Source organism: Terrirhizobium terrae, from assembly GCF_030323265.1.
Lineage (GTDB): Bacteria > Pseudomonadota > Alphaproteobacteria > Rhizobiales > Rhizobiaceae > Neorhizobium.
On the sequence record NZ_CP104992.1, the window covers coordinates 2,265,825 to 2,278,353 of the forward strand.

At 59.3% G+C, this 12,529-nt stretch carries 6 protein-coding genes and 2 pseudogenes; 3 read left to right on the forward strand and 5 right to left on the reverse strand.

The window, feature by feature from the left end; all coding sequences use genetic code 11:
- Nucleotides 1-322: 322 nt before the first annotated feature.
- Together N7E02_RS18945 and N7E02_RS18950 are read left to right on the forward strand one after the other, a co-directional pair.
- On the forward strand, nt 323-1,534 hold the full coding sequence (locus N7E02_RS18945; RefSeq protein WP_286579204.1) for a flagellin N-terminal helical domain-containing protein: 1,212 nt from the start codon (nt 323-325) through the stop codon (nt 1,532-1,534).
- 265 nt (nt 1,535-1,799) lie between these two features.
- Nucleotides 1,800-3,069, forward strand: a pseudogene (locus N7E02_RS18950) (flagellin N-terminal helical domain-containing protein).
- A gap of 139 nt (nt 3,070-3,208) precedes the next feature.
- On the opposite strand, the gene glf reads toward N7E02_RS18950, so the two are convergent.
- From glf to N7E02_RS18975, 5 genes and pseudogenes are all read right to left on the reverse strand, one after another.
- Nucleotides 3,209-4,363, reverse strand: coding sequence for a UDP-galactopyranose mutase (glf, locus tag N7E02_RS18955; RefSeq protein ID WP_286579205.1), 1,155 nt, complete (start codon nt 4,361-4,363; stop codon nt 3,209-3,211).
- Nucleotides 4,364-4,409: 46 nt separating this feature from the next.
- A pseudogene (locus N7E02_RS18960) lies at nt 4,410-6,454 on the reverse strand (O-linked N-acetylglucosamine transferase, SPINDLY family protein).
- Nucleotides 6,455-6,641: 187 nt separating this feature from the next.
- A complete protein-coding gene (locus tag N7E02_RS18965) occupies nt 6,642-7,766 on the reverse strand; it encodes a hypothetical protein (protein ID WP_286579206.1) in 1,125 nt (374 codons plus the stop codon).
- 193 nt (nt 7,767-7,959) lie between these two features.
- Nucleotides 7,960-10,107 (reverse strand): hypothetical protein, encoded by a 2,148-nt coding sequence (locus N7E02_RS18970; RefSeq protein WP_353622917.1) that lies wholly within the window; start codon nt 10,105-10,107, stop codon nt 7,960-7,962.
- Complete coding sequence (locus tag N7E02_RS18975) at nt 9,995-10,777, reverse strand: hypothetical protein (RefSeq protein ID WP_286579207.1); 783 nt, start codon at nt 10,775-10,777, stop codon at nt 9,995-9,997. The genes N7E02_RS18970 and N7E02_RS18975 overlap by 113 nt, the downstream gene beginning before the upstream one ends.
- A 584-nt stretch (nt 10,778-11,361) precedes the next feature.
- Between N7E02_RS18975 and N7E02_RS18980 the strand changes: the two genes are divergently transcribed.
- Nucleotides 11,362-12,396, forward strand: a complete 1,035-nt coding sequence (locus N7E02_RS18980; protein ID WP_286579208.1) for a flagellin N-terminal helical domain-containing protein — start codon at nt 11,362-11,364, stop codon at nt 12,394-12,396.
- The last annotated feature ends 133 nt before the right edge of the window (nt 12,397-12,529 follow it).

Genomic DNA, 12,529 nt, shown 5'->3' on the forward strand with positions numbered 1-12,529 from the left:
TCCTTCCGCCAGGCCGACATCTGCCGGCCAAGGGCTGGATCTCGAATATCGACGAAAGCCGCATCCGGAAACGGGTGCGGCTTTCACCTTTATTTATCCTCCTATGTTACGCGCGCGCACGCGAAAATTGCATTGGCTGCCGCGCCTTAAAAAATTTTTATTGTCTCGCTTAGTTCTTCATTAACCACGGGGGCGCTATCAATGGCGCCAAGAGAACGGCGGTTAACCTTAACAATTAACTGGTTAGCAGGCATGAGGCTGTGCGCCGTTCACCGGGATACCGGAATGCCCTTATTCATCAGCCATTCAAGGGGCAACAACTATGACGAGCATTCTCACCAACGTTGCAGCGATGTCTGCACTTCAGACGCTGCGCGGTATCGGCCAGGGTATGGAAGAAACGCAGGCTCGCGTATCTTCCGGTCTGCGCGTCGGCGAAGCATCTGACAACGCTGCATACTGGTCGATCGCCACCACCATGAAGTCCGACAACGGCGCACTTTCCGCAGTGCAGGACGCTCTCGGCCTCGGCGCCGCCAAGGTTGACACCGCCTACGCCGGTCTGGAATCCTCGATCGACGTCATCGAAGAAATCAAGAACAAGCTTGTTGCTTCCCGCGAAGCCGGTGTCGATCGCACCAAGATCCAGGAAGAAATCACCCAGCTCCAGGACCAGCTGAAGTCGATCTCCGACTCCGCATCGTTCTCGGGTGAGAACTGGCTCAAGGCATCGGTGTCCGCAGCGCCGACAGCCGCAGACGAAGTCGACAACGTCGCCGAGCTCAAGACCGTGACCAAGCAGGTCGTTGGCTCCTTCACCCGCGACTCCTCCGGCAACGTCAAGGTCCAGACCGTCGATGTGAAGCTGGATTCCACCAACGTTCTGTTCGACACGAGCGGCAACAAGATGGGCATCCTCGACCAGGACGCGCTGAAGGCCAATGTCGGCAAGGTCGGCGACAACTACTACACGGCCGTAAAGCTGAACGACCCGACGGAAGAAGGCGCTCCGACCTACTTCGAGGGTGATGACGGTGTGTGGACCACCGGCGAAGATGGGTCCGACTCTTACATTCAGGTCGATGAAGGCAAGTGGGTACTGCTCGACGAGACCGGCGTTCCTGACGAAGACAACCGCATCGTACTCAATGATGACGTCTTCGCAACCGGCACTTCCGTCACCGAACTCGACATCTCCGACATGTCTGCCATGCGTGAAGCATTCGGTGTTGAGGCAACCGCTTCCGACGAAGACGTCATCGACCTGATGATCTCCTTCATCGACCGCCAGCTCGAATCCGCAACCAGCGCCGCTGCCGACATGGGTTCGGTCTCCATGCGCCTCGGCCTGCAGGAAGACTTCGTCACCAAGCTGTCCGACTCGATCGACTCGGGCGTTGGCCGCCTGGTCGATGCCGACATGAACGAAGAATCGACCCGCCTGAAGGCCCTGCAGACCCAGCAGCAGCTCGGCGTCCAGGCTCTCTCGATCGCCAACTCGGCTTCGGAAAGCATCCTCTCGCTCTTCCGTTAATCGGACCAGACTTGAAGCAATCGAAAAGGTCGCGCCCCTGGCGCGGCCCTTTTTTCGTTGCCGTTTTTTTATCGTCGTCTTCTGTTTTTGTTAACTTTGGTAAATCTCGTTTAAGATCTATTAACCATTCGTGCCTTAACTGGGCCCATCGCAACGATGGGTTAACCAAGACGAAAAAGAGGTTAACGGCATCAGGCCTGGCCATCGTTCCCCGCTCAAGCCGGGATGTCCCTTTTCCCTTCAGCCAAAAATAGGGGCAATTTCAATGACCAGCATTTTGACGAATACCGCGGCAATGGCCGCCCTCCAGACCCTCCGTTCGCTTGACGACAAGATGGAAGACACGCAGGCGCGCGTCTCCTCGGGCCTGCGCGTCGGCACTGCATCCGATAACGCCGCCTACTGGTCGATCGCGACCACGATGCGTTCGGACAATGGCGCACTATCTGCCGTTCAGGACGCTCTCGGTCTCGGCGCCGCCAAGGTCGATACCGCCTATGCTGCAATGGAAAGCGCCGTCGACGTCGTCACCGAAATCAAGAACAAGCTCGTTGCCGCCCGCGAAGCCGGCGTCGACAAGACGAAGATCCAGGAAGAAATCAGCCAGCTGCAGGACCAGCTGAAGAGCGTTGCCGAATCCGCGTCCTTCTCCGGTGAAAACTGGCTGCAGGCCGCCATCAGCGACGGATCCGGCAATTCTCTGACGGTTACCAAGCAGGTCGTCGGATCGTTCACCCGCACCGCAAGCGGCAATGTCTCGGTCCAGACGATCGACATCCCGCTCAGCCGCCAGAACGTTCTCTATGATACCGTCGGCAATACCGGCATCCTCGACCAGACCGCTTATTATTCTGACAGCGGCTCCTACGCGCTGCTGGACATCACCACCACAGCCGATGGCGTCGATACCACTGCGGCAGTGGCAGCCAAGACCTTCAGCGAGATCACAGCTTAAGAACAGCGCGGGTGACGACGGTACCTTCACCGTGGACGAGGCGACGGGCCTCGTGACCTTTGCAGCGGGTGGCGAAGGTTCGGTTGCAGCCGACGGCACCTATTACAAGATCGGCACCGACAAATACGTCAAGCTTGCCGATGAGGCACCGGAAGGAAAATCCAGCATCGGCACCGATGGCGCCGGCACCCCTGTCTATCTTGACGAAGAAAACTCTACGGCTGTCGCACTGGACTACTCCGTCTCCGACCTCGACATTACCACCGACCTGACGCAGGAAGGCCTGACCGAGAACCAAGGCCTCGACGCAATGATCCAGTTCATCGAGAACCAGCTTCAGGCGATCACCAGCTCGACTGCGGATCTCGGCTCGGTCTCCATGCGTATCGGCATGCAGGAAGACTTCATCTCCAAGCTGACCGACTCGATCGACAGCGGCATCGGCCGTCTGGTCGATGCGGACATGAACGAGGAATCCACCCGTCTCAAGGCGCTTCAGACCCAGCAGCAGCTGGCGATCCAGTCGCTTTCCATCGCCAACACCAATTCCGAAAACATCCTGTCGCTCTTCCGTCAGTAAGCGTCGCTCTTTGGCTGGAGCGGTTTCGTCCCGCTCTGACACGGCAGATGATTTTGGAAAGAAACCGCGCTTTTCGGAGCGCGGTTTTTCTGTTTTCCATCAATGGTGGGGATGGGACGCGGATGACGCGACCCGCAGGTCAGGCGGGCGCGAGCTCCGGCATTGTCGCCTCCTGCCGCGCCGCTTTTGCGGTGGCGAGATAGGTGCGGGCCGTGTCGAGCGCCTCGCGGATCGTGACGTCCATGTCGAGATAGCGATAGGTGCCGAGCCGCCCGACGAAGCTGACGCCTTTTTCGGCCTGCGCGCGCTCGAGATAGTCCGCAAGCAGCGCTTTTTCCTCGACCAGGCGGATCGGATAGTAGGGAATGTCGTCCGGGCCGCATTCCCGTGAGAACTCGCGATAGCAGACGGATTTCTCGTGAGTTTCCCAAGGCGAGAAATGCTTGTGCTCGGTTACCCGAGTATAGGGCACGGAAGCATCGCCATAGTTCATCACCGCGCAGCCCTGATAGTCTCCCTCATAGGTGAAGCGCTCGAAATCGAGTGTGCGATAGCCGAGACGGCCGGCATCATAGTCGAAATAGCCATCGATCGGGCCCGAGTAGAAGACGTGATCGTGGCCTGTCTGCTCTTCACGGGTGAAGTGGGTATTGAGTTTCACCGTGATTTTCGGATGGTCGATTATGCCTGCCACCATATCCGTATAGCCGCCTTCCGGCATGCCCTGGTATTGGTGGTAGAAATAATTGTCGTCATAATTGAACCGCACCGGAAGGCGTTTCAGGATGGAGGCCGGCAGCGCCGTTGGCGAGCAGCCCCATTGCTTCATCGTATAGCCCTTGAAGAACGCCTCGTAGAGGTCCCGCCCGACAAAGCGGAGCGCCTGTTCCTCAAAGGTCTGGGGATCCTCGATCGTCGTGTCGGACAACGTCTCGATAAAAGCCCGGGCTTCGTCCGGCCGCAGCGTCTTGCCGAAGAACTGGTTGATCGTGTGCAGGTTGACGGGCAGGGAAAAGACCTTGCCGCCACTCGTGGTCTTCACCCGGTTCTGGTAGGGGAGGAAGGTCTGGAAGCGGTTCACGTAGTCCCAGACTTCCCGGTCGTCCGTATGGAAGATATGCGGGCCATAGACATGAACCATGACCCCGGTCTCGGGATCACGCACCGTGTGGCAGTTGCCGGCGATGTGGTCGCGGGCATCGACGATCGATATCCGGTGGCCGGCTTCCGCCAGTTCCCGGCCGATCACCGCGCCTGAAAGGCCGGCCCCGACGATCAGAATGTCATGCGCCATCGTCGCCCCCGGTTCCTTCGCGCTGTCTCCTGCCTGCCGCACTCGATCAGCCCGCATGCTCGGTCCAGAGACGACTGTCGGGGGCGAGTTCTTCGTACTCGTTCCATTTCGCAAGCTTTTCGAGATAGCGCTGGCGGTAGGTCTGCTCGTCTTCGAACTCGACGCTATCCAGGATCATTTCGGCGCCGATCTCGTAATAGATGTCGAGATTACGCAGATTGGGCTTCGGCGTCTCGCCGCGCTCGGCCTCGCCCTGCATCTGCCAGTAAAGCTCTTCAAGCCGACGGGCGAGGGCCGGAATGTCGCGCAGGGCGCAGGTTTCCCGCTGGTCGGCAAGCGATTGCCGGATTTTTGCCAGGCTGTCGCGATCCTTGGCAAAGCCGATAGCACGGCTGACATAGTCGTCAGGTGTGCTGCAGATCATTTCAGGGATGCCGGCGGCTGATACAATGCTGGCGCAGAAGCGGGCAGGAAGCTCTTGCCCGGCACGGTCAGCACCGGAAGCCCCATCGTGATCGCGTCCGACGCGGTCGAATGGGCGCCATAGGGGAAGGTGTCGAGGAACAGGTCGGCAAGGGCAATTCGCGCCAGATGCTTCGGATTGGGAATTTTCGGTGCGAAAATCAGGCGGTTAGGCAACACGCCGGCCTTGGCCGCGATGTCCCGCAGGCGTTGTTCGACTTCGGGATTGTCCGAAAGCAGCCACAGGACACTGCCCGGCGCAGCCTTGAGGATCGACATCCAGCGGCCAAAGCAGGGTTCGGTGATCTTCTGTGCGCCGTTGAAGCAGGCGAACACGAAGGCATGCTCGGGCAGGCCGGCTTCCGCTCTCGTCGGGCGCTCGGCGATATCGCGCTTGCGGTCGACCGGCTGGTCGCAGGCGATGCGAAGCACCTTCTCGGTATAGTAGATCTCGTTTTCCGGCGGCACGATCACAGGATCGCTGATCATGTACTGGTGATAGGGGCTGGCGGTCGTGCCGGGATAGCCGCAGAAATTGACGATCGCCGGTGCCGGCCGATAGGCGAAGATCTTGGCCCGCGCCTGCTTGGTATAGCCGTTGACGTCGATCAGGATGTCGATCTCGTCAGCGACGATCTGGGCTGCGGCCTGCTCGTCGGTAATCTGTTCGATGTCGCGCCAGTGATCGACGGCTGCGCGGATCCGGTCGTGAGTCCGGTCATTCTTCCGGGCGTCGCCGCAATAGTAGGCGAAAATCTCGACCTGCGACTTGTCGTGCAGTTCCAGGGTCTCGCACAGGGCAAAGCCGACCGCATGTTCGCGAAGATCGGAGGAGAGGTAGCCGACGCGCAGGCGCTGCCCGGTCCCGGTCTTCATCCTCACCGGTTTGCGGATGAAGCCGGTCGTGTCAGGACGTCCAACGAGCGACTTGTGATAGCGGTAGGCCTTGGCCAGCTGGAAGATCGGATCGTCGGCGTGGCAGCCGAGCGTCATCGGCGACAGCCCGTCTACGAGCTGGCTCGCCGGAACATTGCCCGATGGGATCATCACCGGCCATTTGCATTGCTGCTGGCGCAGGCCGATCCAATGCTGGGCGGCTTCGCTGCGATGGGGAGCAAGCTCCATGGCCTGCCACAGCGCGGTTTCCGCATCCTGGGCGCTGTTGGCGTTTTCGAGCACGCGACCGATATGCTGAAGTACCATCAGACGGTGATTGATTCGGTCCGGCGTAAGGTCCTCCGTCAGCTTGGCATATTGCTGCCACTGGGTGACCGCGCGGCCGCGCTGCTGGCTGTCTTCGAAATACCGGCCGAGGTTGATATGCGCGGGAGCGAAGGAGGGCTCGATCTTGATTGCCATCTGCAGCGCCTGCATGGCGCCGGCGATGTCGTCGAGCTGTCGCAGGACTACGGAATAGTTGAAGCAGGCCAGGTGGAGCAAGGGATTGCCGTCGTTATAAGCGATCCAGGTCTTGTAGAGGTCGGCCGCCTGATGCCGGTGACCTGCTGCGGAGAGCGTTTCAGCGGCCTGCATTACCTCGTTCAGGGAAATCTGTTGCGACCTTGACCGTTTATGCAGGCTGATCAGAATGGCCGCCGGCCCATCGTTTTGTTTGCTCGTGATATCCATACCGGTCCCAGAAAATAATCGAGCGCATACCCGAAATCGGGCGACATGGGCGCGACGGTATCACTGCGAACTTGTGTCTGGCTGGCTGGCGGAGATTGCTGTGCAGCCGGAAGGCAGAAAGGGCGGCATCCAGGATGCCGCCCTTTCAAAGGATAAAGACGATGAGGCCATGCAGCCCCTGCCGTCGTTAGTCAGCCGTCTTGTATGCTTCGATGACCCAGTTCGTCTGGTCTGCCGTGAGAAGCGTCTCGCGGTCCGCCAGCAGAGCTCCGAGTTTGGCATCGTTCAGGCTCAGGATATCTTCCTTCTCCAGACCCTTGAGAGCGGAATCCGAGATCTTGGCAAGCTTCTCGTTGGTCCAGGTCGCAATTTCGTCCTTGTCCATCGCGGCGATCTGAGTGGAGCTCAGAACTTCAATCTGTCCTTCAGTCAGGGCTGTGACCTGTGCTTCCGATAGTGCGGTGATCTGCGCTCCGGTGAGGACTTTCATCTGATCGGGAGTAAGGCTTGCGGCATTAGTGCCCAATGCCGTGATATTGGCCGCGGCAAGGCTCTTCAGGTTCTTGGTGCCGAGAGCTTCGACCATTGGAGCGGTCGTAAACGCTTCCATGTCCTCTATTTCGAGGCCGGCGACACCAGCAGAGCTGAGGCCAGCGATCTGCGTGTTGGTCATTCCTTCTACGATCCCGGTGGTGAATGCCTTGACCTGCGCCGTAGAGAAAGCGCCAACCTGCTTGTCGGTCAGCTTGTTCATCACATCATCATTGATCTGATCAGTCTTCAATGCAGCGAGCTGGGTAGAGCTCAAGGCTTCGATAGCGTTGTTGATACCCGCAAGGGCAGTAAGCTCGTTGGTGTCGAGACTGCCCACGGCGGCTGCAGAAAGGCCCGAAATCAGCGCTGCATTATCGCCTGCGAACTTTGTTGCGCCATTGAGGTTCGCAGCGCCAATGGCGTCAAGCTGACCGGCGGTCAGGCCAGCGGCAGACTTGGACGTGAGGTTGGTGAAATCGAGACCGGCGACAGCCCCGTCGGCGATCGCCCCAACCTGCGCCGCGGAGAAGTTCTTGGCCTTTTCACCCAGGCTGGTGATGTCTGCAGTTACCAGGCTCTTGATGTTCGTGGTCGTGATCGACTTGACCTGAGTATCAGAGATGTTGGTGAGGAAAGTAGCGAGAGTCATGGATATCTCCAAAGAAAAGGACGGAAGTGTCGCTCCCGGCCGCAAGCTCACCACGGACGGCTGCTCCGAGGTCTTTTCGGCAGAATACGACAATACAGGGTGAGACATGGCTCCCGTGAGCCGGCGCATGGAGTGGCTTCATGCTTGCAAAAGCGTTGCCGCCCTGCTTCCCGCGCCTTCGTGAGGCAAGTTCCGGCACTGATTGTATCTGGCCTTCCTGTCTCATTCAGGAAGACTGGCAGCGCATGGTCTTTGCTCTCGAACGGATTATCATGCCGAAGTGTTTAAAATCATTTAATTCCCGGCTTATTATTCTTGCTTGTTAAACGGTTCTGAACTCGAGATATGCTGCAATCACGGCATTCACCTGGGTGGAAGTCATGGCTTTTGCTTGTCCGCTGGTAAACGCACCCAGCTGAGCAGATCCGAGCGCGGAGATATCTTCCGTTGCCAGGCCTTTTATTGCCTTGGTGCTGATTGCGGCGATCTCGTCTGTAGTAAAGGTGGCGATTTCTTCCATCAGCATGGCCGCAATCTGGGCCGAGCTTAGGGCTCCGACCTGCTCGCTATCGAGTAGCGTGACCTGCCCGACCGAAAGTGCACCGATCTGGGTGGACTTCATCTTGGTGATCTGGTCGGTCGTCAGTGCCTGGACCTGCTCGTCGCTCAGAGCCCGGACGGCAGCGGTCGATAAGGCGGTTATCGAACCGGTGCTGATCCTTGCGATGTCTTCCGGCGTGAGACCGTCGATATTGTCGCTCGTGATGCCGCCGATGGCCGCAGCCTTGAGTGCCGAAACCTGCTCGTCACTCAGGGCGCCGAGCTGGTCGCTCGACAGGTCGGCAACCTGGCTGCTGGAGAGCGCGGCGATCAGGCTGGTCGCGAGGGTGCCGATCTTCAGCGTGGAAAAGGCAGCGACGTCCAGACCCTTGGCCTGGCTGGCAGAAAGCCAGCTGATCTGATCGTCGGTCAGCGCGCCGATCTGGTCTGGGCCCAGCGCCGAGATCTGCAGGCTTGTGAGCTTGGTGAACTGCGTTTTGGTGAGTGCCTTCAACTGATCGTCGGACAGTTCGGCGAGTGCGGCGCCGGAAAGACCCGGCATGGCGCGCAGGCTGATTGCGGCAATCTCTTCCGGCTCGAATGTCGCAAGGTTCTCGACGTCGAAGGCGCGAAGCTCGGCTGAGGTAAGGGCGGCGACCTGGGTCGTCGTCAAGGCCGTCGCCTGGGCTTCGCTCAGTCCCGCGATCTGGGACGTCTGCAATCCGGCGATTGCGCTCGTCGAAAGGGCCGCGATCTGAAGCGTGTCGAGCGCGGTGAGGTTGAGGCCGCGCGCCTGCTTGCCGCCGAGGGTCTCCAGCTGGGTGCTGGTGAGCGCGCGGGTCTGGTCCGGAGTGAAGGCTGAGACCTGTGCACTCGACATTGCCGATAGCTGGGACGATGTCAGTGACTTGACCTGATCGCTGGTCAATCCGGCGATCGCACCTTCGGAGAGCCCGAGAATGGCGCGCTTGTCGAGAACTGCGATCTCCGCGGTGGAGAAGGTCTTGATCTGATCCGCCGTCAGGCCGCGTACGCCGTTTGCCGATAGCGCGGAGATTTGCTCCTCGGTCAGGGCCGCAGCCTGGGTGCTGGACATTGTCGCGACCTGGTTGCTTCTCAGGGCGGAGAAGACATCGTCGGACAGTGCCGTGATCTTCACCGTGCCGAGTGCGGCGATATCCACACCTCCTGCCTGGCTGGCCTTCAGCGCGCCGAGCTGGTCGTCGGAAAGCTTAGTGGCGTGTGCAGCCGTCAGCGCAGACACCTGCTGTGTCGTGAATGACGCGATCAGGTCATCGGTCAAAGCGGTGACCTGGGCCGTGGAAAGCAGCGCGATATTAGCGGTGGAAAGACCTGTGATCGCCGTGCGCTTGATGAGCGCCAGCTTTTCGGGTGCAAGAGCCGCGATATCGGCACTCTGCAAACCGCCGAGACCCGTTCTGGTCAGCGCGCCCAATTGCTTGTCGGTCAGTCCGGCGATCTGGTCAGCGCTAAGCGCTGCGACGTCGTTGCTGCTGAAAGCTGCGATCACGCGCGTAGAGAGCGCCGCGATGTCACTTGCGTCGAAGGCCGCGAAGTCCATTCCGCTGACCTGGCGGGCGGTCAGGGCGCCGATCTGCTTTTCGCTGAGGCTGCTCATATGCGTCGAAGCAAGTGCATTGACCTGCGTGTTCGAGAGCACGCTGATCTGCCTGGTGCTGAGAGCTTCCACCTGAGACGACGAAAATTTGGCGATCTGCTCCGCGGTCAGGCCGCGCAACCCCTTGGTTCCGAGGGCTTCGATCTTCTCCGAGGTCAGGGCGGCGATATCGGCTTCTTCAAGGCCGCGGATCGCCTCTGTGGTCAGGGCGGCGATCTGCTTTTCGGTCAGCGCGGCAACTTGGCCATTGCTGAGCGCAGCAACGTTGCTGCTCTTGAGCGAGGCGATGATGCTGGTCGACAGGGCAGCCGCCTGTTCGGGAGAGAAATCTCCAAGGCTGAGACCGCTCAACTGCCGGGAGGTGGAAGCTTCCGATCTGTGCAGGAGTAAGGCTGTCGAGATGTGACGCGGTGAAGACCGCTACCTGATCGGTGGTCAAGGCCGCGATCTGTCGAGAGGTGAGCGCTGTCACCTGCGTCGGGGTCAATCCCTGAATGATGCCGTCCGAGAGACCGCGAATTGCCGCCGTGTTGATGGCAGCGATTTCCTTATCGGTGAAGGTGGCGATGTCGTTGCTCGCGAAGGCCTCGAAATCGCCTGCCGTAAACGCCCTGATCTGCGCCGATGTCAAGGCGCTGACCTGGTCGGGCGTGAATGCTGCAAGCTGCTCGGTGCGCAGCGTCGCGACCTGTGAGCTGGAGAGCTTTTCGATCTGCGTTCCCGTGAGCGCGCCGAGCTGGCCTGCAGTCAGACCGACAATGGAACTGGGCTTGATGGCGCTGAGCAACGAGGTGCTGAGGCCCGCCACGTTCTGGGTCGAGATCGCTGCAATCTGGCTGGAGCTGAGGACGCCGATCTTGCTGCGTGAGAACTCGGACATTTCATCTGCCGACAATCCGCTAATTTCAGCGGTGGTCAGCGCGCGTACCTGCGCAAGCGTCATAGAGGAAATCGAGGTCACAGCTGTATTTCTCCGGTCCGCAGAGCAAATCTATTGGTGTTCGTCTCGGTTGCGGAAACCTTGGCAAGGATGAAGTTTCATCCTCAAGCCCTGGACCGAAGCCGGCCGACATTAAATTTCTGGAGACATGGCTTGTCTAAGCCTGCGCGTGAAGAAACATCATGCACCGGGGAAAATACCCGGGTTCCTGCGCCTTTTGGGAACTTGCCCTGTTCGAGATGGCTCCGGTTTGGAAGCGGAATCGTCTTGCATCGGGCCAGTTTGAGTAACTGCACGCTAGTAACCGATGGTTAAGATTTCCTTAACATCGAGTGCCGGGGATCGCTGTCGTCGCGTCGTCCAGGGATGAACTTCGCAGTAATGACGAAGGCAAAACTTGCGCGAACCCTGCCGAGCATGCGTTTGCGGCCGGCAATGAACGGATTACGTCTTGTAAGACTGCAAATGCATCTGTTAATGAACGTTAATGATTTGTTAAAACGGCAAGGTCGCCTGGTTTCGAGGTGCGACCGGCATGAAGCCTCTTGTCGTTCCGGTGACCTATCCCGGATTTCCCAGACATTCTGACTGAGGCACGGCCAGCGATGACCAGTATTCTCACCAACAGCGCAGCCATGGCTGCTCTGCAGACCCTTCGCGCGATCGATCGCAGCCTTGAAACGACGCAGGCGCGTGTATCTTCCGGTGCCAGGGTCGAAACGGCCGCCGACAATGCTGCCTATTGGTCGATCGCAACGACGATGCGTTCGGACAACCAGGCGCTGTCGACCGTTCAGGATGCACTGGGGCTTGGCGCCGCAAAGGTCGATACCGCCTACGCCGGCATGCAGAGCGCCATCGAGACCGTGACCGAGATCAAGACCAAGCTCGTTGCTGCCTACGGTGTCGGCTCCAACCGCAACAAGATCCAGGAAGAGATCGCGCAGCTGCAGGCGCAGCTGAAGAGCATTTCCGATTCCGCCAGCTTCTCCGGCGAGAACTGGTTGCAGGACAAGATCAGCGATGGCGGCGATCCGACCGACCCGGACGTGGTTGCCGAACTGACGCCAGTGACCAAGGAAGTCGTGGCCTCGTTCACGCGCACGGCTCAGGGCGCAGTCCAGGTTCAGACCGTCGACTACGTTCTCGATGAATCGACCGTTCTTTTCGACCTGAGTGGCGGCAACCAGGCCATTCTCGACAAGCAGGCCCAGCTCGACCCCGATAATCCTGATACCCGCCTGAGCTTCTCCGTCTTTAATCTCGACATCAACAAGCTCAGCGATTACCTGACCGAGATCAACAATGTCGCCAATCTCGATCCGGACGATACGGTCGAGCCGATCTCGACCGAAGAAGACGTTCTCGACATCATCGAAAGCTTCGTCGACAAGCAGCTCCTGGCCATGACCAGCGCCGCCTCCAGTCTCGGCTCCATCCAGAGCCGCATCGATCTGCAGGAAGATTTTGTCGCATCGCTGACAGACGTCATCGACAAGGGCGTCGGCCGTCTTGTGGACGCTGACATGAACGAGGAATCGACCAGGCTCAAGGCGCTTCAGACCCAGCAACAGCTTGGCATCCAGTCGCTCTCGATCGCCAACAGCAACGCGGAGAACATTCTCCAGCTGTTCCAGTAGTAAGGTCGCAAAGCCGCGAAAGTGTCATGCGATGAGCGTCCGCAGACGGTCTGCGGCCTCTGTCTTCATCCTCGCGCAAGTTTACCGGCCTAGCGTCTCGCCAAACATGGGATGATCCGGTCCGTCGTCCGGC

Bases quoted from the DNA above. Each gene is read 5' to 3' on its own strand.
- N7E02_RS18945 (WP_286579204.1), top strand. From the start codon at position 323: ATGACGAGCATTCTCACCAACGTTGCAGCGATGTCTGCACTTCAGACG.
- glf (WP_286579205.1), bottom strand. From the start codon at position 4,363: ATGGCGCATGACATTCTGATCGTCGGGGCCGGCCTTTCAGGCGCGGTG.
- N7E02_RS18980 (WP_286579208.1), top strand. From the start codon at position 11,362: ATGACCAGTATTCTCACCAACAGCGCAGCCATGGCTGCTCTGCAGACC.
- N7E02_RS18965 (WP_286579206.1), bottom strand. From the start codon at position 7,766: ATGCGCCGGCTCACGGGAGCCATGTCTCACCCTGTATTGTCGTATTCT.